Annotated in this window: 18 protein-coding genes and 6 pseudogenes; 12 read left to right on the top strand and 12 right to left on the bottom strand. The window is 68.2% G+C overall.

The window, feature by feature from the left end; all coding sequences use genetic code 11:
- Nucleotides 1–644: 644 nt before the first annotated feature.
- Nucleotides 645–1,574, bottom strand: a complete 930-nt coding sequence (locus BIV24_RS24060; RefSeq protein ID WP_245766919.1) for an alpha/beta fold hydrolase — start codon at nucleotides 1,572–1,574, stop codon at nucleotides 645–647.
- Between the two features lie 470 nt (nucleotides 1,575–2,044).
- On the opposite strand from BIV24_RS24060, the gene BIV24_RS24055 reads away from it, so the two are divergent.
- From BIV24_RS24055 to BIV24_RS32400, 3 genes and pseudogenes are all read left to right on the top strand, one after another.
- Nucleotides 2,045–2,662 (top strand): TetR/AcrR family transcriptional regulator, encoded by a 618-nt coding sequence (locus tag BIV24_RS24055; protein WP_071368510.1) that lies wholly within the window; start codon nucleotides 2,045–2,047, stop codon nucleotides 2,660–2,662.
- 340 nt (nucleotides 2,663–3,002) lie between these two features.
- A pseudogene (locus tag BIV24_RS33585) lies at nucleotides 3,003–3,187 on the top strand (nucleotide disphospho-sugar-binding domain-containing protein); the annotation flags it as partial.
- A 186-nt stretch (nucleotides 3,188–3,373) separates the two neighbouring features.
- Nucleotides 3,374–3,946 (top strand): annotated as a pseudogene (locus BIV24_RS32400) (M15 family metallopeptidase); the annotation flags it as partial.
- A 99-nt stretch (nucleotides 3,947–4,045) separates the two neighbouring features.
- Here BIV24_RS32400 and BIV24_RS24045 read toward each other — a convergent pair.
- The 6 genes from BIV24_RS24045 to BIV24_RS24020 all read right to left on the bottom strand — a co-directional run bounded on the left by BIV24_RS24045 (nucleotide 4,046) and on the right by BIV24_RS24020 (nucleotide 10,733).
- Complete coding sequence (locus tag BIV24_RS24045; protein ID WP_071368508.1) at nucleotides 4,046–5,563, bottom strand: hypothetical protein; 1,518 nt, start codon at nucleotides 5,561–5,563, stop codon at nucleotides 4,046–4,048.
- Between the two features lie 105 nt (nucleotides 5,564–5,668).
- Nucleotides 5,669–6,082, bottom strand: a complete 414-nt coding sequence (locus BIV24_RS24040; RefSeq protein ID WP_107459673.1) for a hypothetical protein — start codon at nucleotides 6,080–6,082, stop codon at nucleotides 5,669–5,671.
- The gene (locus BIV24_RS24035) at nucleotides 6,079–7,572 is read right to left on the bottom strand and encodes an integrase (protein WP_342745268.1); all 1,494 of its coding nucleotides are present in this window, start codon (nucleotides 7,570–7,572) and stop codon (nucleotides 6,079–6,081) included. The genes BIV24_RS24040 and BIV24_RS24035 overlap by 4 nt, the downstream gene beginning before the upstream one ends.
- 616 nt (nucleotides 7,573–8,188) lie before the next feature.
- Entirely contained in the window at nucleotides 8,189–8,353 is a 165-nt protein-coding gene (locus BIV24_RS34560; RefSeq protein ID WP_157858017.1) for a hypothetical protein, read from the bottom strand.
- Between the two features lie 233 nt (nucleotides 8,354–8,586).
- Nucleotides 8,587–9,975: an integrase gene (locus BIV24_RS24025; protein ID WP_218149331.1), complete on the bottom strand. Its 1,389-nt coding sequence runs from the start codon at nucleotides 9,973–9,975 to the stop codon at nucleotides 8,587–8,589.
- A 200-nt stretch (nucleotides 9,976–10,175) separates the two neighbouring features.
- Nucleotides 10,176–10,733, bottom strand: a complete 558-nt coding sequence (locus BIV24_RS24020) for a TetR/AcrR family transcriptional regulator (protein WP_071368506.1) — start codon at nucleotides 10,731–10,733, stop codon at nucleotides 10,176–10,178.
- Nucleotides 10,734–10,805: 72 nt separating this feature from the next.
- On the opposite strand from BIV24_RS24020, the gene BIV24_RS24015 reads away from it, so the two are divergent.
- The 4 genes and pseudogenes from BIV24_RS24015 (at nucleotide 10,806) to BIV24_RS24005 (ending at nucleotide 14,215) form a co-directional block, all read left to right on the top strand.
- Nucleotides 10,806–11,963 (top strand): FAD-dependent monooxygenase, encoded by a 1,158-nt coding sequence (locus BIV24_RS24015; RefSeq protein WP_071368505.1) that lies wholly within the window; start codon nucleotides 10,806–10,808, stop codon nucleotides 11,961–11,963.
- Nucleotides 11,964–12,060: 97 nt separating this feature from the next.
- A pseudogene (locus BIV24_RS32395) lies at nucleotides 12,061–12,406 on the top strand (transposase); the annotation flags it as partial.
- Between the two features lie 392 nt (nucleotides 12,407–12,798).
- Complete coding sequence (locus BIV24_RS24010; protein ID WP_071368504.1) at nucleotides 12,799–13,212, top strand: hypothetical protein; 414 nt, start codon at nucleotides 12,799–12,801, stop codon at nucleotides 13,210–13,212.
- Nucleotides 13,213–13,387: 175 nt separating this feature from the next.
- Nucleotides 13,388–14,215 (top strand): SGNH/GDSL hydrolase family protein, encoded by an 828-nt coding sequence (locus tag BIV24_RS24005; RefSeq protein WP_071368503.1) that lies wholly within the window; start codon nucleotides 13,388–13,390, stop codon nucleotides 14,213–14,215.
- A 304-nt stretch (nucleotides 14,216–14,519) separates the two neighbouring features.
- On the opposite strand, the gene BIV24_RS24000 is transcribed toward BIV24_RS24005, so the two are convergent.
- Nucleotides 14,520–14,822: a hypothetical protein gene (locus BIV24_RS24000; RefSeq protein WP_071368502.1), complete on the bottom strand. Its 303-nt coding sequence runs from the start codon at nucleotides 14,820–14,822 to the stop codon at nucleotides 14,520–14,522.
- Nucleotides 14,823–14,999: 177 nt separating this feature from the next.
- On the opposite strand from BIV24_RS24000, the pseudogene BIV24_RS23995 reads away from it, so the two are divergent.
- Nucleotides 15,000–17,171: pseudogene (locus BIV24_RS23995) on the top strand (TerD family protein).
- 331 nt (nucleotides 17,172–17,502) lie between these two features.
- On the opposite strand, the pseudogene BIV24_RS33580 reads toward BIV24_RS23995, so the two are convergent.
- Nucleotides 17,503–17,601, bottom strand: a pseudogene (locus BIV24_RS33580) (IS5/IS1182 family transposase); the annotation flags it as partial.
- A 63-nt stretch (nucleotides 17,602–17,664) separates the two neighbouring features.
- Here BIV24_RS33580 and BIV24_RS23990 point away from each other — a divergent pair.
- Nucleotides 17,665–18,204, top strand: coding sequence for a GNAT family N-acetyltransferase (locus BIV24_RS23990; RefSeq protein ID WP_071368501.1), 540 nt, complete (start codon nucleotides 17,665–17,667; stop codon nucleotides 18,202–18,204).
- A gap of 356 nt (nucleotides 18,205–18,560) precedes the next feature.
- Here BIV24_RS23990 and BIV24_RS23985 read toward each other — a convergent pair whose 3' ends face one another.
- Together BIV24_RS23985 and BIV24_RS23980 are read right to left on the bottom strand one after the other, a co-directional pair.
- On the bottom strand, nucleotides 18,561–19,040 hold the full coding sequence (locus tag BIV24_RS23985; protein ID WP_071368500.1) for an Hsp20/alpha crystallin family protein: 480 nt from the start codon (nucleotides 19,038–19,040) through the stop codon (nucleotides 18,561–18,563).
- Nucleotides 19,041–19,313: 273 nt separating this feature from the next.
- Nucleotides 19,314–19,613 carry an SHOCT domain-containing protein gene (locus tag BIV24_RS23980; protein WP_177198805.1) on the bottom strand — a complete coding sequence of 100 codons (300 nt, stop codon included), beginning with the start codon at nucleotides 19,611–19,613 and terminating at the stop codon, nucleotides 19,314–19,316.
- Between the two features lie 201 nt (nucleotides 19,614–19,814).
- Here BIV24_RS23980 and BIV24_RS35640 point away from each other — a divergent pair.
- A pseudogene (locus BIV24_RS35640) lies at nucleotides 19,815–20,036 on the top strand (amino acid permease); the annotation flags it as partial.
- A gap of 144 nt (nucleotides 20,037–20,180) precedes the next feature.
- Here the strand turns inward: BIV24_RS35640 and BIV24_RS23970 are convergent.
- Entirely contained in the window at nucleotides 20,181–21,191 is a 1,011-nt protein-coding gene (locus BIV24_RS23970) for a questin oxidase family protein (protein ID WP_071368498.1), read from the bottom strand.
- A 214-nt stretch (nucleotides 21,192–21,405) separates the two neighbouring features.
- Between BIV24_RS23970 and BIV24_RS23965 the strand changes: the two genes are divergently transcribed.
- Both BIV24_RS23965 and BIV24_RS23960 read left to right on the top strand, forming a co-directional pair.
- On the top strand, nucleotides 21,406–22,224 hold the full coding sequence (locus tag BIV24_RS23965) for an isocitrate lyase/PEP mutase family protein (RefSeq protein ID WP_071368497.1): 819 nt from the start codon (nucleotides 21,406–21,408) through the stop codon (nucleotides 22,222–22,224).
- Nucleotides 22,225–22,504: 280 nt separating this feature from the next.
- Complete coding sequence (locus BIV24_RS23960; protein WP_071368496.1) at nucleotides 22,505–23,230, top strand: YqeB family protein; 726 nt, start codon at nucleotides 22,505–22,507, stop codon at nucleotides 23,228–23,230.
- The last annotated feature ends 214 nt before the right edge of the window (nucleotides 23,231–23,444 follow it).

Here is a 23,444-nt window from a genome sequence, read left to right as displayed (position 1 = left end):
CCCCAAGCTCTTCGAGCAGGGGGTACCCCCACTTCGCCGCTCCTTGACGGGCAAACGTTGCCTGCCGGGGCACCAGTGTGACCGGAAGGGTTCACCGGCTCGCGACGCCCGGCACGGCTCGCCGCGTTGTCGCATCACCCGAGTACATCCGGTACGCGGGTGATGCTCCGCCTTGCGATGTTCCCCCACTGCCTGAAGGGCGTGGGAGGTGCCCCCAGCACCGGACGCCGCGAGCTTTCCGGCAGACCTTTCCGGCCAAGCACTAGCGAGGAGTAGCACGCGGTGAGCGGTCCGGTCCGAGGGCAGGTCCGGACCGCTTGTCAGTGGCCGGTGGCATGCTGGCCGCCAGTGTGATCGACAGCGGGCGAGGGAGGCGGAGTTGGGATTCGACGGAGAGGTACGGCACGGGCAGCGCGACGGCGAGCCTGTCAGGGAAATCCTGACGACCGTGATCGGGCTCGACGCCGCACGGGCCGCATTGACGAGTTGTGCAAGGACCCGGCCTGATAAACCACTCACCGGATCTGTCTTGACCGGGATCACCCACCTGCGGCGCGGCCCCATGGCGCTCTGCGGCATACATGTCGCGGAACACCGTATCTCCGAGCTTCGCCAGCCCATGCCGGTGACGGGCTGCACGGGCGTCACTCGCGATTACGCAGGAATGCGGGGATCTCCTCGCGAGTGGGGTAGTTCGGCAGAGGTGTCGGCTCGCCTTGGAGGAACGCGGTGACAACGGAGGCGGCTCGGTCGTTGTTGTCGTCCAGGCCGTTCCACATGTGATGCCCGACTCCGGGCATGTACTGCGTGCGCTGGATGGCGGGGTCACTGGCGAGGACGGTGGTCTCCCACTGGCGAATCTGGGAGGAGCACTCGGCGATCATCAGCATGGTGGGCGTCTTTGAGCGCCTCAGTTGCGGGGCGATGGACGGGGACTCCTTCACCGTCTGCTGCATGCGGAGGCTGGCGGCGGGGCTGAAGGAGAAGTTCTGTGGCGTGTCTTCGGACGGGATGCGGTGCGCGTCGCGCGCGCAGTAGGCGGATGCGGTATCGCTGCCGAGGTCGGCGGCGGTGAATGCGTTGTCGCCTTCGGCCTGTCCGATCAGTTTGGAGTCGGGGGTGAGGAGTCCGAGTCGCATGAGGCCGAAAGCAACGGCGTAGCGGGGGATGTGCGTTGATCGCGGTCCGGTCATGCTCGGTGCGAGGTCGCGCGCGGACGGACGTCCCGTGTGCCCGGTGATCCTTGATGTGGGACCGTCCATCGGGCCGGGCTCGGCGATGATCGCGCGGTGCAGTTGTGTGGTGACGGAGGGGTCGGCGAGTGCTCGGGTGAGCACGACCGCGCCTGACGAGAAGCCGAGGACGTCGGCCTTGCCTTTGCCCAGACGGTGGATGAAGGCGTTGAGGTCACGGACCGATCTGGAGATCGTGTACTGGTCCATGGGGAGCAGGTCGCTGCGCCCGCCGCCGGCCTGTTCGTAGGTGTAGACGTCGTAGCCCCGGCCTGCCAGGAGTTGCAGGAATCGGTGGTCGAGTACCGATATGCCGCGGACCGGCCCCCCGTTGAGGTACACGAGCGGGATCGGGTGTCGGGTCCCAGGGTCTGCGGGCGGGTAGTGATACACAGCGACCCTACTGCCGGTGTTCAGACTCCAGTGCTGTGTAGCCACGAAGGGCAGGGCGGGCGGGTGTTGCCGGGTCCTGGGCACGGTCGGGACGCAGACCGTCGCCGTCAGCACTGCCGCGACAACCACCGGTACGAACGGCACGAGTTGTGCCGCCCCGGTACGGCGCCGGCTCCGCCACAGCGCGGCGGCAGAAGCAACTCCGAGGGTCGTCAGCCAAGCGGGGAGTCCCGAGCCGGCCCCATCCGTGAGGACGATCAACACGAGAAAGACAACAGCCGGCGTCACGACGGCAGTCAGCGCCAGCAGTAAGCGTCCGGTGAAGCGGACAAGGCGTATGGCGAATGCAGCCACGGTTACCCCCAAGTTTCAGAACGCTGTTTCAAAACGACGTTATCAGAAGGGGTAGGCTTCTCGTCATGGGCAGACCGAGGACGAACGACGAGGCGGTCAAAGAGCGGCTTGTGGCGTGTGCGACCGAGATGTTCGCCACGGGTTCGCGGGAGTCGGTCACGGTCCGCGCCGTGGCAGCTGCCGCCGGCGCGTCGACGACGGCCGTGTACTCCCTGTTCGGCGGCAAGGACGGACTGATCGGAGCGGTACGCGACAGGGCTGTCGCCGGCCTGTTCCAGGACCTGTCGGCGGTGCCGAGCTCTGAGGATCCCCTCGCCGACCTCTATGCCCTGGCCATCGCATACCGGCGATGGGGATGCGGACACAGCCACCTGTACACGGTGCTGTTCGGAGGGGCACAAACCTTCGAACCGTCGGGCGCGGTCGGCACCCGTGACCCCATCCGGCCGCTCATCGCGGCGATCGACCGGGCCGTGACAAGTTCCGTCCTCGCAGGCGAAGCAACGTCGATCGCTCTCTCACTGTGGGTCACCCTGCACGGCCTTGTGACGCTCGAGCTGGCTGAAGCCCTCGATGCCCGCACCGCCGAGGCCGCCTTCCGATCGGCGATTCACGCTGCCCTGCGTGGCTGGGCGACCCCCACAGTGTTCCGCGGCCTCCGCCAAGCCGACCTCGCTCCCTGACAGGGCAGGGCCGTTATCCGGGTTCTCCCGCTCCCGGCCGGGCAGGCAGCACCAGCGGATGGGGCACTTCGAGGGATCCGTTGTGATACAGCTCCGTCCATAGGTCGCTCCAGACCTGACTGCCCCGACCGGTGGCGGCACGGTCCAGCAAGGTGGCCAGGCGGCTGGAATCGGCGTCGACTGCACGGGGAACCGGGGAACTATTCGTCATCCCCGACATCCAAGCAGACTCAATGCGGCTGGTGTCGGTCGTGTCGACGACGGCTCACGCGGTGCAGCGCGCCGTCCGGGGCGCAGAGCTACACGTCCCTTGTCGTTGCGCCTTGCAGCAGTCGGTAGAAATCAGGCACTGTTCGGCCGGGTGGCCGCCGTCGTGCACCACGGCGGGGCCGGCACCACGACGACGGCCGCTCTGGCCGGCACGCCTCAGGTGGTGGTACCCCAGTGGACCAGCCGTACTGGGCGGCCCGGGTGGCCGACCTGGGCATCGGCGCGGCACACGACGGTCCGACTCCGACCTTCGACGTTGGGATCGCGCGCGGGGTGGAGCGGCATGAGGAGGTCGCGGCCATCGGGGAGCGTCACGGCGACATGCACGACGGAGGAGAGGTTTCGTACGGTCCGCAGGGAGTTGTTGTCGATCCGATGCTCACCGGAGAGCGGGAATCCGAAACTGGCTGCGACTACACAGGCTCGCGAGATGATCGCGTCATGACTGGGATCATTCTGATGTCCGACCCGAAGGTCGCAGCGGTGCCTGTTCAGGAGTGCGGTGAACGGCTCATGGATGTGCGACGAGACAGTCCCCTGCTGGTCGACGAGCGGAAGTGGCAGGACTCCGCCGGCGCCTTTGCCCACCTTCGGGAAGGAGTGCTCGATCGACTCCTCAAGGCCCAGGCACAGCTGCCTCCAGGGATACGGCTGCTGTTCGTCGAGGGGTATCGCCCGCCGTCCCTGCAACGTCACTACTTCGACGAATACGGAGATCAGCTGCGGGCCGATCATCCGGACTGGTCCGTCGAGCAGGTTCGTTCGGCAGCCAGTCGTTACGTGTCTCCCCCTGAGGTCGCACCGCACAGCGCTGGGGCGGCCGTTGACCTGACTCTCGCAGATGCCGACGACCGTGAACTCGACATGGGCACGCGTATGAACGCGACTCCCGAGGAGAGCGTGGGCGCCTGTTACACGCAGGCCGACAACATCAGCGGCAAGGCCCGCTCTCGTCGGGACATCTTGGGCACGGCGCTTACCGCTGCCAGCCTGGTCAACTACCCCACAGAGTGGTGTTCCCAGTCAAGTTCTTGTGTTCAAGAGTAAGAGGTTCTTCGAAGGGTCTCCCAGGATGTGACTGGCAGGGCAAAGAGTTCAGTTGGCGGCCAGGGCTTACAGCCGGGGTATCAGATCCGACATGACAGCGACGGGCAGCGAAGGATTGACGGCTGCCGCCTCCACCACCTGCCATTCGGCGTCGGTGAGTAGCTCTTCGATGATCGGCGGTGGAAGTGCCGCGTGCCTGGCGGCTATAGGCCTCGCCTGTGCGTCTGCCAGGCAGGCGAGCAGCGCCGGTGCCGACGCATGGCGATGCCGGGCGATCTCGCGGAACGCCTTCTGCACCGATGGTTCGTGCCGGGCAAGGTCTTCCAGAAGTCCCGGAGTCGCGTCCGGATTGGCGGCCACCTTGGCGACGACCTGGACTCCGTGCCGGTCGACCATGGTGCGCAGTTGGCCTTCCGAGAGGCCCGGGTGTGGAGCGATGGACTTGACCACTTTTGCGTCGGAGTCTGCGGCCAGCGCGTCGCGTATAGCGGGTGGCAGATCACGGCGCTGGGCTATGAGCATCCGCGCGGCTGGGTTAGGTGATTCGGCCAGCTTCTCGACCTCGTCGGGGGATGCCGAGGCGATCCGCGGCAGCAGAGTGGTGCCGATCCTGGTAGCGCTGGCCAGGCGGGTCAGGACGTCGAGCGGTACGAGCGGGTTGTGGGCAAGCCTGCGCCGCACTTCGTGGTCACGATCGGTGGCCAGTACGCGGATCAGGGCGTCGTCGATCGCCGGATTCTCAGCGAGGTCAGCTCGAACACCGGGATTCGAATCCACGGCGAGCCGAGCGCAGACCTCCGAAGGCAGATCAGAGCGGCCGGCGAGCGCCCAGCGCAGCAGCAGCGACGGGTGGCCGACGAAGCCAGCGACGGCTTCAGTGGGTGTGGCCGGGTTCCGAATCGCCATCTGCTGCATGTCGTGCCTGGTGGACTCGTGGGAGCCGTCGCAGGAGGCGCCGGACGGCAGATCGCAGTCAAGTCGCGAGCATTGCGGATCGTGCACGAACGGCACCGCTTCACGGTCGCAGACCAGGCACTGCTGCGCGGGAGGCAGCCCCTCGCTGGTGAGCAGGGCCGCCAGTACGGCCGGTGGCGTCGCCTCGTTGGCCGCCACCGCGCGACGGACCTCGGCATGCGGATGCGCTGCAAGTCTGGTGGCCATCTCCGGTGTCGTCCACAATGCGAGCTCCGCAACGACGTGTATGTCCGAGTCGGTGGCCAGCATCTTCACCACATCGAGCGGAAGGCCGGAGCAGGCGGCCAGCTTCTCCCGGCGCTCGACGACTGGATCTTCCGCGAGGAGACGTGCCCACTCCGGGCGTCCCGCACGCTCGGCCAGCAGGGCGAGCGCGACGTCCGGTTGCATCGCGGGATCAACGTCTGCGGCGGTCAGCAGGCCTGCATACGCAAGCGACACAGCGCCTTCCTCGACACGAGCGGCCAGCACCACCGCTTGCGCGTGGCTGAGGTCGGCTCGATGCGCGAGGTCCGCAGCGATCTCGGCGTCTGCGACCGCGATCAGCCGGTCGACCAGCTCGGACGGCAGGTTTGCGTTGGCGGCAAGCCCGCACAGAACGTGGTTCACAGGGGCATCCTGCCTGGAACGTCACCGAATGGCTCCTGAATTTCGCCGCCCAGGTGCCATCGTTAGAGAGATGACCCAGACCTGCGGTCGGGGGTGCCCGTCCGGTCATTCTCCCTTCGGATGGAGGGGTACGACATTGCCTGGTGCCTCCGCCGGGCTCTCGCGCAGATTGTGGCCCTGGCGAGTGAGGACGGCGTTGGCGAGTGCGAGCTGAGTGACTTGGTGCCGGAGTGCCGTGATTTCAGCCTTCTGCGCGGCAACGGTTTCCTTCAGGTCGGACACAGTCCTGCGGAGCCGCTTTTCCGATTCCGGGGGTTGCTTCGTCTCGGTGCGGACGCGTTCGTAGAACTCGTGCTTCAGGTCCGCATGACGCTTTTGGAGGGCCATGCGGTGAACACCGGCCTCGGCCGCGAGAGCGACGACGGTCAGTGCGCCGTCGGAGGCTGTCGGTCGGCCGGCGAGGAGCCGGTCCATGGCGGCACGGATGCGTGTCCGCTCGTCGGTGTATCGCTCGGTCACGACAGGTCCTCGGCAGGTTGGGCGGTGGCGTGGTGAATGTCGGCGGTGGCGCGGTATTGCTCGGCGGCGATGCGGAGACGCCTGGCCAGCGGCTGAGGGGAGAGGGCCGCGAGTTTGTTGATGCGGTCGGTCTCTTTCAGCAGTTCGGTCGCGTGGCTGTCAAGGCGGACGGCGTTCCCACAGCCGGGGCGGCAGTCGAACTGGTTCGGGGCGGTTGCGTCGGGGCCTGGTTCGCAGAGCGCGTTGTCGCGTTTGAAGACGCAGATCAGCGAAGCGTCCGGGTTGTCGAAGAGGACCAGGCCGTCGCGGGCCAGGTAGTCGGCGGCCTGTTTGGCGAACTTCTGGGTGACGGTACGGCCCTCGAATCGTGGCGCCTGGACGGCGGCGGTGAGGGCTCGTCGGGCGGCGGGCCCGGAAACCTTCTCGCCGGCGGCGAGGCGGTCCCGCAGCCGTGCGGCGGTGTCGGCAGCGGCCAGGGCGGTCTCGACGTCGAGGACGCTGTGGACGCCGCGGCGGCTTCGGCTGCCGTAGCCGCTGGAGGTACGGGCGTCGAGGACGGTGCGCATGTGGCCGTACTGGATCGCGAGCGCGACGAGTCCGCCAGGTCTGCGGGCGATGTGCCACGCCAGGGTCCGGCGGAACCGCCCGAGCCCGATGGCGCCGTGAGGGTCCTGGGGGACGCCCTGGTCCTGCAGCCCATGGGATTCGGTCTCCCGGTTGATCCAGGCAATGAAGTCTTCGATCCGCCGATTCATGCTGCTGTTCTTCAAGGCGCCGCCGCGCTGGCGGCCACGGGCAAAGTCGTGATGGGCAGAGCTGAAGAGCAGTTCGCCCTCGGGGACCATGCGTTCAAGGACTCGGATCGCACGGACGACCGGGGTAATGGCGACCCAGGGGACCTCCCGTTCCTCACCGGCCGAGACGTGCTGGCCGTCGTCGTCGGTGACGTTCTTGTAGTGGTGACTGCGGATGAGATGGCGGCCGCTGTCCTCAGGATCGGGGCAGCATCCGGACCGCAGACCTTGTACTTCCTGCGGCCGCATGCCGGTCAGGTAGAGACAGACGATCATCGCGGCGGTGGCCAACTGCCTCATCAAGGTCGAGACCTCGTTGAAGTCGAGGTGCTCGCGCCAGGGCCTGCCGTTGATCTGCCCGGTCACAGCTACCGGGAGCGGGCAGGGCCCTGGCTGCAGCGTTCTGAGCTCGTGACGCTGTCGAAAGCCACTGACCTGGTTGACGCTGCAGCCGACGGTGGCCGCGATGAATGTGGCGGCCAGGACAGTCTTGCCGCGCCACTCGGTGGTCGGCAGGCCCGTGCCCGCGGAGAGTCGGGGCAAAAGGTAGTCATCAAGCGCGGCCAGTCCTGCGGGCGAGCTCGGGTTGGTGATGGCCAACTGCTGCATGCGGCGCCATACCACCCAGGCGGCCAGGATGTCGTCCGCGAGATCGTCGACCATGCGGATCGACCACATCAGTAGCGGGCTCACCACGCTCGGATCCAGCGGCTCGGTTGTGTTCTCGCCGGTGTCCTGCGGGGTAGCGGATGGGAGATAGTTGTCGACGCCTTCCCTTTCCCAAGGCGGTTGCGTGACGCCGGTGGACTGAGTGCAGAGCTGGTCAAATGCCCACAGATCAGTGAGGCGACTCAGAGTTTCCTCAGCGTGGTGCCGGGTCGGATTGGCACGGAAACGGTCCGTGACGTAAGCAATCCAGTGGTCGTCTGTGCAGCCACGCAGATCTTTGACGCCAGCGGTGTCCAGCCAGCGGCCGAGTCGCATCCACTCGTAGCAGGTTTCACGCATTTCATTGGCGGAGCCCCTGGAACGGGCCCGAACCCCTCGGCTTTGGAGGTAGGTGGGCCGCAGCTGGCCGTCCAGGTCACCTGCTTGATCTGCCCCGTCATCGACGCGGGGCAGTTTCTCCAGTGGATCTTGATCAGGCTGGCGCCGGGACGGTCGATGAACGGCCCGAGCGGCCAGACCTGCTCCTGGTAACGACCGTTGGGGTTGACGTTTCCGGAGCTGATCCACCGAGGAAGGACGACCGGGCTGTCCGGGGTGGGGGGCGGCAGCAGATAGGGGTCGCTCTCCGAGGCAAGAGGGAGGCTCATGAGGCAAGTTGTCCCTTCAGCAGAAGATCGACCAGGGTGCGGTCGGTGTCGCTGGCCCGTACCCGAGCGGCAGCCCAGGACGGGCGGCCGACCTTGTCCGCCAGGTCGTCGAGCCGCTGCCAGTGCGCGTACCAGCGCTGGTGCCATCTGTGTTCAGGCATCAGCCTGTTCCAGGCGGCTGTGGCGCTGTAATGGCTGGTCCACCTCACCTGCTGGGCAGCGAACACCGTTGCCAGGGAGCGCTGCATCGGCTCCGGGACTGGCAGGCCGGGGAAGGCGAAGTCCTTCCCGTGGCCAGCCTTGTTGACGACGGTGACCACCAGTCCGTTTGCGGCAAGCGCTGGCTCCGTAGTGAAGTCGGTCGGAGGCAGGACTGCCCGACGCCCGCGGCGGCTCATTGGCCGGCCACCGGCAGCCGGTCGACGATGACGTCGATGTCCTGGATCCCGGCCGACTCCTTCGCGAGCCGCGCGAACACGCCGTCGATGTCCTCGACCTTGCAGTCGGGTTCGTCGGCCTCGGCCGTCGCCAGGATCGACTCCATCTGCAGGTGCGCGACGGGAGCCAGGTAATGGCGCTTGGTCGTCTCGACGTCCGCGTGCCCGAGGAGGGTCTTGACCAGCCACCAGGGATCGCCGAACAGCATCGCGAAATCCCGGCGATCCGCCGCGGTCAATCCGAAGCGCGTCTCCATCAGCTGGTTCAGCACGATGAGCATGTAGAGCGCGAAGGAGTGACGCGTGGAGTGCGGGGTCGCGTACGGAGTCAGGCCCCGGACCTCCGCGGCTCGGAGGTTCCGGCTCACCTCCCGCTCGGCGGGGGACAACAGCACCTCTTCGCAGCGCAGGTTCGCCGTGGTGAACACCGTGTTCCAGCGGTCGGGAAGCATCGGCAAGCCCTGCTCGGTCAGCCACAGCCACGCAGGTTCCGGCCCCTCCGGGCCCTCAACGAACAACCACTGCCGTTCCCGCCAGCCCAGATGGGTCAAGTACTGATGGCCTTCGACACCATTTCGGTCCACCCAGAAGACTCTCGGTGCCCGGCCGCGGGTCACCTTCGTGACCAGGCGCATCTGCTCAACCCGCTCGTAGCGGCCCATCTGCTGAGCGCGCTTCACCGCCCAAGCACGCTCCGACTGCACATAGGTTTCGACCTGCCGCAGGGCATCCAGCGAGGTGTAGAAGGTACGGCCGTTCTTCGATCGGGTCACCGCCCCGGCGAGCTGGCCGTGCTGGTAGCGCCCGTGCTGCAATCGCTGAGCGGGCAGCTCGAACGTCAAAAGCGACCCGCCTTCCTGTCGCCGAAGCCCCGAGCTCAAGATGAACTGCACAAACGAGGTGTTACGGGCCTCGGTCCGCGCATCCCATCCCCAACTCGGCACCCCGTCGCGGCCGTGACCGCGCAGGCCGACGTCCGACCACAAGCTCCACGTACGCGGTGTCAGCCACGACACCCGGGCACTGGCCGAGTCAGCCGCACGGTCCTCCCGCCGGGACGCGTCCACCGGCCGCGGGCTCACCCTCGCCCACTTGAAAAGGCGTGTGAAGGCAGCGGCCTCACGGTTCCATTTCGACCCGCTGATTCGCTCGGGATTCTGCGGAGCATCGCAGCGCCAGGTCCTGTAGTTCAGCAGGTCCTGCTCGGAGGCCCGGCGCCGGTCGATCCCGCGCGACGACAGGAATGTCAGGAGGATCCGAATGTCCGTGGCGTAGTTCCGCTTCGTCTCCCGCGCAAGGAACTCGACTGGCCGCAGGCTTCGTAGAGGCGTCGGCACCAGGAGCACTCTGCATGGGCGCCACCCGGCCTCGCCCGCCTCGGTCGTTGCGCCCGGTTCGCGCTCTACCCGCACCCGCGTCCCTCGCCCCTCGCCCCAGGTGCGGTCGTCCGCCACGCGAAAGCGGATACCGAGCGTTTGAACGGGGCGGAGGCGTGCCCTCTGGTCGAGGGCACGCTGCTCGGGCCGGAGCCGTGGGCGGCCGGGTCCTAACGCAGGGCGGCGGTGGCGATGCCTTCGAGGGCCTCGCGCGGCACTTCGCCGCCGCTCACCAGCCGGTCGAAGACCAGCCCGTCGATGCAGGTCAGCAGCGTGTGAGTGCGATTCTCGACATCCGTTACACCCTGACCGGCGAGGAACAGTCGGACGGCCTCGCGGCCGGCGTTCTCGCGGGGGACGAGGATCTCGCGCAGCTCAGGGTCGCGCACGCTCTCGACGGCACAGGCGTAACGGGCGAGCGAGCGGCGGCGGCCCTCTCCGGTGAGTCGCTGTCGGGTGAGCAGCACCATGCCGTCGACCAGTTCCTCGGCGGTGCGGATGGGCGGAAGATGCTCGGCCATCGTTTGCAGTTCCACCTGGTCGAGTTGGACGAGGCGAGTGACGAGTCCGATGAGCAGCGCGGCTCGGGTGCGAAAGTACGCCGACGTGGTGCCGGGCGGCAGGGCTGCTTGACGGTCGACTGCCCGGTGGGTCAGGCCGCGGATCCCTTCGTCGGCGAGTACGTCGAGAGCCGCGTCCGCGAGGAGGGTGCGCCGATCCGAAGCCATGGCCCCTTTCTACACCTCTGGAGCCTCAGATAGCGTTGCCTTCTACAGGTGTAGAAGAATTGGAGCTTCGACATGGGCAACACGGCAGTGGTGGTCGGAGGGGGCATCGGCGGGCTGGCCGCCGCGATCGGCCTGCGCCGCATCGGATGGGAAGTGACGGTCGTCGAGCGCGCGTCCATGCTCGAGGACGCCGGGGCGGGCATCTCACTGGCCGCCAACGGCCTGCGGGCGCTGGACGAACTCGGCGTCGGCGAGGCTGTACGGGATGCCTCGCGAGGCCAGTACAGCGGCGGCACCCGCACGCCAGAGGGTGGTTGGCTGGCCCGGATGGACGGCGCGGTGCTGGAGAAGGCGGTGGGCACACCGATCATGGGCATCCCTCGCTCCACCTTGCACCGGCTGCTTCGCGAGTTCCTGCCCGCCGAGGCACTGCTGATCGGCTCCGCGGCCGGCTCGGTCCGGCAGATCGGCCCGGGGACGGTTCGAGTCGGCTGCGGCGACACGACCCTGGACACCGATCTGGTGGTGGCGGCCGACGGCATCGGCAGCAAGGTGCGCAGCCTTCTCTTCCCAGCCCACCCCGGCCCGGTCTACAGCGGCTCGACGGTGCTGCGCGCCATCACCGAGCACGCGGTCGAACTGCGCACCGACTTCGAGCTGACCTGGGGGCAGGGGGCCGAGTTCGGGCACATCGCCTTCTGCGACGGGCGGGCCGAGTGGCACGCCGTCCTCAACCTGCCCGCCGGGACGCGGTTCGCCGACCCACTGGCCGAACTGCGCCGACGGTTCCGCAACTGGCACGACCCGATCCCCGCCCTGTTCGACGCGACCCGGCCCGCCGCCGTGCTGCACCACGACGTCAACGAAATCCGCACGCCGCTCCCCTCGTTCACGGTCGGCCGGATCGCGCTGCTCGGCGACGCGGCACACGCGATGACTCCCAATCTCGGACAGGGCGCCTGCCAGGCGCTGGAGGACGCGGTCACCTTGGCCGCCGCGCTCGCCTCCGAGCCCACCGTCGAAGCCGCGCTCGCTCGCTACGACGCCGAGCGCCGGCCGCGCAGCCAGGAGGTCGCGCGGGCCGCCCGGCAGGCCGGGCGGATGGGGCAGCAGCTCTCCCACCCACTGGCCGTCGCCCTGCGCAACACGGCGATGCGGCTGACACCCTCCCGCGCCGCAACACGCATGATCCTTCGACACCACGCCTGGGTCCCACCGCAGCTGAACTGATCCGATTCGCGCCCCGCCGACTCACCACCGGAATCCCACAGGGACCAAGTCGAGTTGAGGATCTCCCGTTGGCGGTCACGGTGGGCAGGGTGTCCGGGTGCGTGCTGTTCTTGTGCCGGACGGCCTGTGGGAGCGGGTGGCTCCGCTGCTGCCACCCGCCCCCCGAGCGGCGCCACCGCTACCCCGGGCGACTGGACGTTCCCGGCCGAGCGGCCCGCGCTGACGTCATGTACGTGCTGCGAACCGGGGTCGCCTGGCACGACATCCCGACGAAAGCCGTGGGCTGCTACGGAGTCACGGCTTGGCGCCGGCTTCGGGGCTGGACCGAGGCCGGAGTCTGGCCACGTCTGCACGCCGTCCTGCTCACCGAGTTGCGCCGCGCGGAGGATCCCTCCGAATGCGGCGCGGCGGTCTGCCCCGAGGGCGGACGTCGCGGCCGACCGCGGGACAATGTCAACCTCGCAAAGAATTGCCCCTATACAGACGGGCTACACAAAGGGTCCGCGCCGGGGGCAGTCGGCACGGACCCTTGCGTATCTCTCCGGGGACAGGCGCCGTTGAGCGCCTTCGGCGAATGGTGCTTGCGAGACAGATGGAAGAGGTCGCGATGCTGCAGCGGGCGTCAGGCGGACCGCAGCGACTGTTGGGTGACGTGGGCGGTTCCGGCTCGTTGAGGAAGCGTCAGTAGATATGTCCCGATTGGTGAAGTGGCCGTACTGGGCGCAGGCGTCAAAAGCGGCGTATGCACGGTTCCAGCGGTGTCACCGCCGGTCGGAACAGCACGGCCAGCATCAAAGTCCCGTGCACCGCTCAACTAGCCCACTCGGAGGAGAGCATGACGTTCCTGAGGAACGCTGCGGCTGCCGCAGCGATCGCGATCACGACGCTCGCCGGACTCGCCGCGCCAGCCGGCGCCGACCCGGCGCCGAAGACCGCCGAAGCTCAAGCGACCAGCACTGATGGGCAGAGCAAGACCAGCACCGCGGGACTGTCGTCGTCGCTCTTTGCGAACACCCCGGTCCAGCGCGCATCGAGTTCCGCCAAGCCTGAGCTCGCAGCCGCGAATTGCTGGAACGGACGCACGAGCGGTGGCCGCAACTTCTTCATGACGTGCAGGGCCAGGTCGTACCACGTGTATGTGGACTGCACGAACGGCCGCCACCTGTTCCCCGAGACCTTCTCGGGGCAGTGGAACTTCCGGCTGACCTGCCCTGCTGGAACACGGGCCGTCTGGGGCGGCAGCTGGTAGGACGCAGGCTGTGGCCGGAGAGGATCCCACGGCGACATAAGTCGTGAGGCCGGACGCGACGGCACCCCGGAGCATCGTCTCCGGGGCGCCGTCATGCGCGGCCTGGCCTTCGAACAGGGCAATCACGACTGGTGCCGGCGCGCGATCAGGGTCTTGCAGGAGAGGCGGCAGACCCATGCCCGCCACTGACGCCGCGTACAGCCGCTACGTCGCGCTGGGCGACAGCCAGACCGAGGGTATGGGCGACGGCGACGACACCACCGGCCTGCGCGGCTTCGCCGACCGCCTCGCCGAACACCTCGCACGCGAGAACCCCGGCCTCGCCTACGCCAACCTCGCCGTACGAGGTCGCCTCGCCGCGCAGATCCACGCCGAACAGCTCGCGCCCGCCCTGGCACTGCGCCCCGACTTGGCCACCGTGGTCGTCGGCGTCAACGACCTCCTCCGCCCCCGCTTCGACGCCGACCGCGTAGCCGGCCACCTGGAAGCGATGTTCTCCGCCCTCACCGCTCAGGGCGCCCACGTCGCCACGCTCACCTTTCCCGACCCGGCCCGCATCACCCCGCTCGCCCGCCCCCTCAACTCGCGCGTCACCGCCCTCAACCAGCGCATTCGTGAAGCCGCCCGCCGCCACGGCGTCACCGTCGCCGAAACGAGCCACCACCCCGTCGTCACTGACCCCCGCCTGTGGAGCCCCGACCGCCTCCACGCCAGCCCTCTCGGCCACCAGCGCATCGCGGCTGCCCTCGCCCACGCCCTCAACCCGCCCGGCGCCGACGAGACCTGGACCCACCCTCTGCCGCCGCCGACGACACCCACACCCACCGGATGGCGCGCCGCCACCGGCGAACTCCGATGGGCCGCCGACTTCCTCGGCCCCTGGCTCACCCGGCGCCTTCGCGGCCGTTCCTCCGGTGATGGACGCACCGCCAAGCGCCCGCAACTCGTCCCCGCTGGCGTGCCGAGCCGTCCCGTCCCACGCCCTCACGACGAGGAGGGCTGAGGAAGTCCGTGCGTAAGGCGGGGACTTGCAACGAGCATCAACAGCGCGCGGCCTCATGCGTGTTGAGCGTTGAGCACAGCATCGCGTGCACGAACGTCCGCCCCCGCGGAAACGCGGCGAGCCCGGACCAACCGGTCCGGGCTCACGGGCTGTTCGGGGTACCTGTCATCTCGCCAGAGTCCGGTCACCATCAGGGCAGGCGATGAGGGCAGCCCGGGAGCCGTTGCCCCTGGCCTGTTGTCCGTGAGAAAACCAGCGCCCCCGGGCCGGAACCCGGGGGCTTGGACGGACGGTGGTGCGGGAGTCACTCAACGAACAGGGAGTGCCCGAACTCGATGACTGCGCCGCGGAACTCGGGGACCACCCGAACAATGGGGCCGCTGCAGTCGTACCCGGCGAAGACGAACGCTTCCCGGGTGGTCTCGTTCAGGACTCGCGCCGGTCTGACCTGGTGGTGGAGCGAGAAGCAGCCGTGGGGGTTGACGTGTACCTGGTCGTTGATGATCAGAACGCCTTCGGCGGCTTGGGTCGAGGTGGGGAGCGCAATACCGAGGACGGCTGCGGCGGTGACCGCTCCCAGCGCGGCGGAGATACGACGAATGTTCATGATTCGATTTCACCTGGTGGACCGGCTCATGCTCGGCAGGGAACGCCGTAAACCACCCGGTGGCAGGCACACGTTACGCCGACTGGCGCTTCACGAACTGCCGCGGAGTGTCCTGTCCCGGCGTCCTTGCTCGAAACTCGAATGCACCGGTGCGCCCGGTCCTGGGATCATTCCGGCATGGGTCAGAGTTTCGAATCGCTGGTCATCCGGCACACCCACCGCCTCCCTTCACCCGCGGGTCCCGCCGGGGAAGGCGGCGTCGCGGCACGGCAGTTCGACGCCGTGCTGATGTCCGTGGGCTTCAAACTCTCGGCAGACCTGCTGTCGCACCTGTCCAAGCTGTCCGAGGGCGCGGTCGTCGACACCGCCGTGCGCACGTTGGCCACAGTCCGCGAGATGGTCGGCGACCACGTCCGGCACAACGTCTACTTCATCGACTTCCCGGCGAACGTGCCCGAAACGTTCGACTTCTGGATGCGGTGTATCTCCGAGGCCCTCACCGACGACGCGTCCCGCGTCGGCACGCTCGACCAGCTCAGTACCGGTGTAGTGGATCTGCTGACGCTGCCGTCGTACGGCAACTACCGCCACACGTATGCCGAGATGCTCACCCACCACGACGAGCTGATCGCGGCGGCGGGCAACCGCCTGACGGTGCTGCACCTGGGCGAGAACCTGGACCGCGAGGTCACCGCCCTCTACGTTGCCCTGGCCGGCAGCAGCACACCGCCCAGCGAGGACGACCTCGACGACCTCAAGGCTCTCGCCGGACACTGCGTGCACGGTCCTCAGCCGGAGGCGATCCCGATCCGGGAGAACCGCGCGTTCGTCAACCACGCTCGTTTGAAAGCCGGTACACAGCCGCTGCTGGACACTGTCACCGATGTGCTGCGCCTGGCCTGCGCGCTGTCGGGCGGTGACGTGTCCCTGAGAGAGCCGACGCGGTTCAGGGCGCTGTCCCGCCGCTTCCGCCGCGCCCTGCTCGCGGGTCTCGACACCGTCGTCGCCGCGGCCCCGGCCAAGCTCGCCGATGTCCATCCCCACCGCGAAGCCTGGAAGCGTCTCGGCGAGGGGCTCCACCCGCACGAGTACCCGCAATGGCCTTACGCCGCCGACGTGTTCGCGGTCGCGCGTGGCGAGAAGCGGGCGTAATCCTTCGACAGCCGGGTCGAGGAACTGCTCCGCACAGGCGATGTCATCGGCGCCGCACAGCTGCTGAAGTCGGCCCCCGGCAAACTGCTGCGCGCCTTGGACCGCCTGCTGCGCACGGCGTCCACCGACGGCGAGCGGGAGGCGGTCGTGGCCGCCGTCGAAGAGGTCGCGACCCGAGTCTCCGGACGGGTCGTGCTGTCGGTCCGCGAGCACTTCCACAACCGGGTCGAAGACACCGGCGAACGCCGCGTCTTCATCAACCGACTCGGCCGCGCCTGGGTCACGCCCGACAACCGCCCGCCCGTGCCGGCTGACGAAGTCAAGCGACTCATCGCCGCGCTCGACGCCGAGATACGCCGCCGTCTGCCCGCTGCGGGCCATCTGCTGATCGATCCGGACGTCCTCGACGTCGCGCTCCCGCTCAGCGGCAAGGCGACCTCGTCCGGCCTGGGTGTGCTGCCGCGCGGCTCGGTGTCCCCGGTCGACGGCGAACTGCTGCGCTTCTTCGTGTACTGGAAGCAGAGCCGCCACCGCACCGACTACGACCTGTCGGCGCTGATGCTGAACGCCGACTGCACGACTGCCTTCTGGCTGTCGTACACGTCGCTCACCGAGGTCGAGGGCGAGCACTCCGGTGACATCACGGACGCGCCCGACGGCGCCTCGGAGTTCATCAACTTGCGCTTGGGCGCCGTGCGCCCGCCGTTCATCGTGCCGCAGGTCAACATCTTCTCCGGGGAGGGGTTCGAGGAGGTCGCGGAGTCGTTCTTCGGGTTCATGCTGCGCGAGACCGAGCAGCGGGGCCGCCCGTTCGAACCGCGCACCGTGCGTATGAAGTCGGAGCTGCGCGGTCCGGGCAAGGTCGCGCTGCCGCTGGTGTTCTTGCGCGGAGACGATGGCCGGTGGCGCGCCAAGTGGCTGCACCTGTACCTCAAAGGCGCCCCGACGGCCAACCGCGTCGAGGACAACCAGGTGTCCGTCGCACGGCTGCTGCGCGGCATCCTCGAGCGCGACCAGCTGACCGTGCGGTACCTCACCGACCTGATGGCCGACCATGCTGCCGGCATGGCGCTGTGGGACGGCGAGACGATCCCCGACAAGCCCGTCACCTACATCGGCCTGGAACGCCCCGACGGCCTGCACCCGCAGTCCCGGATCATCACCCTGGAAAATTTGCGCGACCTGATCCCGGACTGACTGCTACGGTTGGCCGTAGCGAGGCCATGAACGGAGCTTCCTTCTACAGACTAATTCTCTGAGCATTAGCTCCGTCGCTCTCCTCGCCCTCGACGTAGTTCCGGAAGGCGCCCATAGGGGCGCCTTCCGTCTGTGTTCGTCTCCCCCGGACCCCAACCACCCCTCCGGGGCGGACTCACAGGCCGAGGACCGCAGCCGGGCCTGAACCGACGTGATCGGCAAGGATGATCGCTCGAGCCAATCCCGCCACCCAGGAGGGCGGCGGTGTCGAGATGCGGCCCGTGGAAGGCGGCTTCATCGCGGATCGGCCCGCCGCGGTATGACGCCCCCTGACCGCCCGGATGCGGCGTTCGCGCAGGTGTTCGCGGATGGCGCGTGAGGAATACGCCCTCTCGGCCAGGACCGCATCGGGCCGGGTGCGAGGCCGCCCCCGCGGGCGGGGAAGCCAAGCGTTTCCCGTTCGGTTGGTTTGACCATCTGTTAGCGTGCGCGGATGGAAGATCTGGGACTCGTGGCTTGGCCGTCTGAGCCGATCAGGACCGAGCGGCTCGTGCTCCGTGAGCCCGAGGCGCGGGACCGAGCGGCGTTCATCGATCTGCTCGCCTCGCCAGAGGTGAACACCTACCTCGGCGGTCCCCGCCCGCGTGACGAGCTTGAGCGCGAGACGCCTGAGGTGCCCGAGCGGTGGCCCGGGAGTTTCGTCGTTGATCTCGACGGGGCGATGATCGGCCAGATCCTGCTGCGGAGAGCAACCGGGCACCGTCGCCCGGCTGCCGTGGGGAAGGCCGATCTCGGCTACCTGTTCCTGCCGCGGGCGTGGGGATTGGGGTACGCCGCCGAGGCGTGCGCGGCGGCACTCGGCTGGTTCGACGGCGTCGTTCCCGGCGAGCCGGTGGTGCTCACCACCCAGACCGCCAACGTCGGCTCGATGCGCCTCGCGGCAAAGCTGGGGTTCACCGAGGTAGAGCGGTTCGAGGCATGGGGCGCCGAGCAGTGGCTCGGCATGCGGTCCCCGGTCACGCCGTCCAGTTGAGTTCGTGACGGAACCGCCGGGGAGTACCCGCCCATCCACGCGCGCGAGCGGCCTGCAACCGCGACTTGCCCGCGCGCATGCCGGGCATCACCCCTGGGCCGTTTCGTTCGGATCATCTGATCGTTGGCTCAGGTGTGCCGCACCCGGGTGAGCAGGGCGGCGTCGGCGATCACGTCAGGTTGCCGCACCGGCAGTTGGACCTGAAGGGTGCGGCCCCGGGCCCGAGGTCGTCGAGCACGGCGGTCAGTACCTCTGGACAGCGTCTGGCCGGCCCCGTCGCAGCCGGGTGCACCAAGGTTCCCTCGTGCTGTTACAGGTGGTGGGGTCGGGCGCCCGACCCCACCACCGCTACTGCTTCAGCCTTCGGTGATCTCGATGTGGCGCGGCTTGACTGCCTGGACCTTGGGGACGGTGACGGTCAGTACCCCGTCGGCCAGTGTCGCTGTGATGTGCTCGGCTCTGACGTCGGTCGGCAGCAGCGCCTGGCATTCGAAGCGGCCGGTGCGCCGGGTGCTGCGGCGCAGCACGCCTTCTCGCTCGCGTTCTTTGTACTCGCCGGTGATGCTCAGCTCCCGGTTGCTGACCTCGACGTCGATGTCCTCTCGCTTGATCCCGGGCAGCTCGGCCTCGACCACGTAGGCGTCGTCCGTCTCGTGCAGGTCGGCCGGTGGCGACCAGGCCCCGACGGCGGGCGCGGTGCCGGCGGTTGCCTCCAGGAACCGGTTTATCCGCTCGAAGAGGTCGTCGAACTCGGCGGTGATCGGCTGGCCCCAGCTCAGGGCCGGGAACGGCCGTTCCAGGGGTCGGCCGTGGTGGTGGTGTACAGGCAGAGTCATCGCGGTTCACCTCCGCGAAACGACGGCATTCGGGTTCTTTTCCATGTTGCGTGTCTCCATATCGCCCCGCGAATCGGGCCGCCTGTGACCAGCCAAGGTCACCTTCGGTGAAGATCTCACCGTTGCCGACCTCATCGCCGCGGTCCAGGCCACCGGACAGCCCGCGCGGGAGCCGGAGCCCGATCCCGTGCGCATCGGCACGGCAGACAACGGGAATGCGCCACACGGTGAGCACGGCGAACTCCGCCGCCTGCGGCAGCGCTGGGTGGACCGCTACGAGGCGGAGGGCTTGGATGTGCCCGTTGTTGAGCCTCTGAGGGTGGCCAGACGGCGGTGGTATTCCTCGTCGTCGATCTCGCCTCGCGCGTACCGCTCGGCGAGGATCTGCTCGGGACCGCTGCCCGGAGGCGTCTTCGACCAGGTGGGGTGCTCTCCACCGGGCGGCGTGGGGCGCGCCAGGGCCCGGAACAACAGAACACCGACAACGATGATCAGAACCCAGAAGAGCAGCGTGCCGACCGACATCGCGAACCAGCCCCAGCCGTTCATGCCAGGGCCATACCAGAACATCATTTCTGCCTCACTCCCCAGGTTCTCCCGGGCACGAAGCCCGCATGGGCAGATCTCTCCCCGTCCCATCATCGCTCGCGGCCCGGCTGGCAGGCGAAGGGCCGGAGGGTCCCGGTTGAAGGACCGCCTGGCCCTCTGACGCGGCTTGTGATTGCTGCCGATGGAGAAGCCGTCGAAGCGGTCGCTGAACTCTCTGGCGAGGAAGCGGTGCTCGCTGCGGTGGTCGTCGCCACTCTCACCTCCTCCGCGCCGGACACGACCCGGCTGCGCGTACGTGCGGACGCCTCCTTCAGCGGGGTGTTGCAGGCCGGTGGCCTGCTGTTCTTCGCGTTCGCCGGATACGTGCGCATCGCCACCCTGGGCGAGGAAGTGCGCGACCCCGCCCAGACCATCCCGCGGGCCATTCCGCCGGCACTGGGTATCACGCCGTTCACCGTGTTCATGACGGCGATGTCCCGGCTCCCCTCACCGTGATCCTCCGTCCGCGATCACGCCCTGGACATCACTTGGCAGCGCCTTCGGCCCCCTCGCTGCGCTGCTCATGTGGACGTGACATTCAGTACGAAGCACCTATCGGAGCGGTTCGCTCAGCTCGATGCAGCGCAGAGCCGCTGCCAGGGCGGGTTCGTCACCGATGTCGAGAGCCGTGTCCGTCAGTTTGATGACATGTTCGTCACCGTGCGCCAAGGCCCCTTCGAAGACTTCCTCAGGGGTGAAGGTGCCCGGCAGGGTGTATCCGACCGGGGCGTCGGGTGCGTACATGGCTGTCACCGCGGCGGAGGCCGTCCAGGCGGCCCGCAGGCTGGGTTCCCACAGGGCGTGCGGGAGCGCGGGCAGGATGCGCAGGACGGCGTTGGGAGCTGTGGCCGCGTGGACCAGCATCGTCTCCTCGCCGTGGCCGTGGGTGGCATACCGGTGAGTAGCCGCCCTGACCAGTTCGGTGAGGCGGCTGAGCGCGTCGCTCGGGTCTGTGACCGCGGGCGCCCACACCGGCAGCCCCGTGAGGCGGTCCAGCCGTGCAGGGAAACCACCATCCTGTGCAGTGACGGGCGTTACCGCGTCGAGAGCGGCGGCCGCGCCGTCGGCGCCAGGCAGCGGGGCAAGGTTCGCGACGGGACGGTGACGGGCGGCCCAGTAGCCAAGGCCGTGGGCGAGTTCGGCCAGACGGGGTTCGGTGCTCTCGCCGGACAGGAGAGTGCGCACGGCATGGCCCACCCGAATCACCGGGTGTGTCGAGCCGCCGCACATACCGGGCAGAAGACGAGGCCACCACTGCGTGAGCACCTCCCGCCAGGAGCGTTTGGCGATCTCGCACTCGAAGTAGCCGATCCAGTCAGTTACGCGGCGCGGATCACCAAGTGCGGAACGCCAGTTGGAGTCCGTGACCGGCTCGATGCCGGAAGGGAACTCCTCCAACTTGCGTGCGTACAGATCGAGCCAGCGGTGCACCCAACGTGCTTGTCCGTGAGCAGCGAGGGCCTCGACGGCCATCGGCGCGTGATTGGTGAGCCGTCCGAGCCGCTCCGGCCCTGAGTTGTGCAGTCGTTGGAGCGCCTCGTCCAGTGTTCCTGTCGAATCCATGGCAAAGACGGTAGGCGGGGCGCCAGGGCGGCGTAACAGGCTGCAGGCGTAAGACCCGACCTAGGTCGTACTACTGGGTCAGGGACTGACACACCCTCAATCCTGCTGATTTGACGACAGGCCCTGGTGTCCCGACGGGCGGACCGTATCAAGGTCGACGCCGATGTCGGATTCCTGCCAGAGGATGGCCATCCTGCAATGCTTGACTAACCGCATGACCACCGAGCAGCTGACCAATGCCCGCCTCTTCCGCTCCCTGCACACCCTCGCCGGACCCCTCGCGCTCGCCAACGCCTGGGACGTCGCAAGCGCCCGCGTCATCGAGGCCGCGGGCGCCCCCGCGATCGCCACCACCAGTGCCGGTGTCGCCTGGTCGCTGGGCTCCCCGGACGGCGACGCCCTCACCCGCGATCAAGCGCTGGAGCTGATTTCCCGAATCACCGCCGCGGTCTCGGTTCCGGTCACCGCCGACATCGAGGGCGGGTACGGGCAGGACGCGGCCGACGTCGCCGAAACCATCACCGGGGTGCTCGCGGCGGGCGCCGTCGGCGTCAACATCGAGGACGGCACCCGGCCACCGGCTGAGCTCGCGATGCGGCTGACCGTCGCCCGGCAGACCGCTGACCGCGAGGGCGCGGACCTCTTCCTCAACGCCCGTATCGACACGTATCTGTTCGGCCTCGGAGACCCGGACACCCGGCTCGAAGAGACCCTGTCCCGGGCGCGCCTGTACGTCGACGCCGGCGCGGACGGCATCTTCGTCCCCGGTGTCACCGACACCACCACGATCGCGGCACTGGCCAAAGAGATCTCCGTACCGCTGAACGTCATGGCCGGCCCCGGCGCCCCGACCGTTGCCGAGCTGGGCACCCTCGGCGTGGCCCGCGTCAGCCTCGGCTCGGGCGTAGCACAGGCCGCGTACGCTGCCGCCCGCAGCGCCGCACAAGAGCTCTTCGACACCGGTGACTACGACTCGCTCACGGACGGCATCGCCTTCCCTGAACTCAACGCGCTGCTCTCCGAACGCCACTGACCGAACCGCCACCGCTCAGCGCTCGGCCGTCGAACTCGGCGACAACAAGCCTGCGTTGGTGACAACGGACGTGCTTCGACTCACGTCGTGTGCCGAAGCACGTCCGTTGTCACCAAGTCCGATGATGCGCTGTGGTTTTACGTGGGCGAGGCACGGTAGTTGTCACGGATCAGCGCGCCACTTGTCACCGCCGACCGGCTCACGGCTCCGGTCCTCGGATGCGTAATAATAGATCGAGCGCTCGGTCTATTATTACGTGACGCAAGGAGCGAGGGGGATCATGGACATGCGCAAGCGAACCGGGCCGGAGTCACAGGGGAATCGGCTCACGGCACTCGGCGAACCGATCTTGAGCACCGTGTGCGTGTACATCGTTTTCGCGCTGATGGGTGCGGGCGCCGGCTGGCTCGTCGACTTCCTGGCCGACTGGCTGGTGACACTGCCCTGGGCACCACTGCAGGGACCGGCCGAGCTTGCCACGTCGATCCCGTCGCCGGCACTGCCCGTCGCGGGTTCGGTCGCAGGGCTGGCTCTCGGACTTGTCGCCCAGCACGAACAGTTGGTGATTCGTCTGTCGGACGATCGCGTTGTGCTCACATACAAGGGACGGGAGCAGGAGTTCCCGCACGACGCCATCGCCACAGTGTTCCGGGACGGCAAGCAACTCGTCCTGCTCGGCCACGACGGTGGCGAACTCGCTCGGCAGGAGTGCAGCCTGGACACCGACCGCGTCGCCGACGCCTTCACCGAGCATGGCCACACGTGGGCGGATGCCGATCCGCACAAGAACGAGTTCCGCCGCTGGGTTCCGAATACTCCCGGACTCCCGCCGGGCGCGAACGCCATCCTCAAGGCCCGCCAGGAGTCGCTGGAAAAGAAGGGCCCCTCCGATGACGACGTTCGGGAGCTGCGCGAGGAACTGGCCCGTCTCGGCGTCGTGGTGAGGGACGAGAAACGACGTCAGTACTGGAGGACCTTCCGGGAAGCAAGTCCGGCTGCGGAATGAAGGGCGGTAGGGCTGACCACGTGTCCCCCGGTATGCTCCCGCTTCCCCATTCGGACGCCGGCGATATCCGTCACGCCTTCTTGCGCAACAGGCGGGTGATCTCCCGGCCGAAGTCTTGATTGGGCCCGCGCCGGTCTCCCACCGTGGACCCCGAGCGCGGCGGCCTGTCTGCGGCCTCGCCGCGGACATCTAAGGCCTGAACCCGTGCAGTTCA

The organism is Streptomyces colonosanans (assembly GCF_001866645.1).
Classification (GTDB): Bacteria; Actinomycetota; Actinomycetes; order Streptomycetales; family Streptomycetaceae; genus Streptomyces; species Streptomyces colonosanans.
The sequence above is the reverse complement of the archived record's forward strand: the minus strand, read 5'-3'. Positions and strand labels throughout refer to the sequence as shown.

Coding starts and splice junctions, on each gene's coding strand:
- BIV24_RS24055 (WP_071368510.1), top strand. CDS start 2,045: ATGGGCAGACCGAGGACGAACGACGAGGCGGTCAAAGAGCGGCTTGTG.
- BIV24_RS34560 (WP_157858017.1), bottom strand. CDS start 8,353: ATGCCTGAACACAGATGGCACCAGCGCTGGTACGCGCACTGGCAGCGG.
- BIV24_RS24020 (WP_071368506.1), bottom strand. CDS start 10,733: ATGGCTTCGGATCGGCGCACCCTCCTCGCGGACGCGGCTCTCGACGTA.
- BIV24_RS24015 (WP_071368505.1), top strand. CDS start 10,806: ATGGGCAACACGGCAGTGGTGGTCGGAGGGGGCATCGGCGGGCTGGCC.
- BIV24_RS24010 (WP_071368504.1), top strand. CDS start 12,799: ATGACGTTCCTGAGGAACGCTGCGGCTGCCGCAGCGATCGCGATCACG.
- BIV24_RS24005 (WP_071368503.1), top strand. CDS start 13,388: ATGCCCGCCACTGACGCCGCGTACAGCCGCTACGTCGCGCTGGGCGAC.
- BIV24_RS24000 (WP_071368502.1), bottom strand. CDS start 14,822: ATGAACATTCGTCGTATCTCCGCCGCGCTGGGAGCGGTCACCGCCGCA.
- BIV24_RS23990 (WP_071368501.1), top strand. CDS start 17,665: ATGGAAGATCTGGGACTCGTGGCTTGGCCGTCTGAGCCGATCAGGACC.
- BIV24_RS23985 (WP_071368500.1), bottom strand. CDS start 19,040: ATGACTCTGCCTGTACACCACCACCACGGCCGACCCCTGGAACGGCCG.
- BIV24_RS23980 (WP_177198805.1), bottom strand. CDS start 19,613: ATGATGTTCTGGTATGGCCCTGGCATGAACGGCTGGGGCTGGTTCGCG.
- BIV24_RS23970 (WP_071368498.1), bottom strand. CDS start 21,191: ATGGATTCGACAGGAACACTGGACGAGGCGCTCCAACGACTGCACAAC.
- BIV24_RS23965 (WP_071368497.1), top strand. CDS start 21,406: ATGACCACCGAGCAGCTGACCAATGCCCGCCTCTTCCGCTCCCTGCAC.
- BIV24_RS23960 (WP_071368496.1), top strand. CDS start 22,505: ATGGACATGCGCAAGCGAACCGGGCCGGAGTCACAGGGGAATCGGCTC.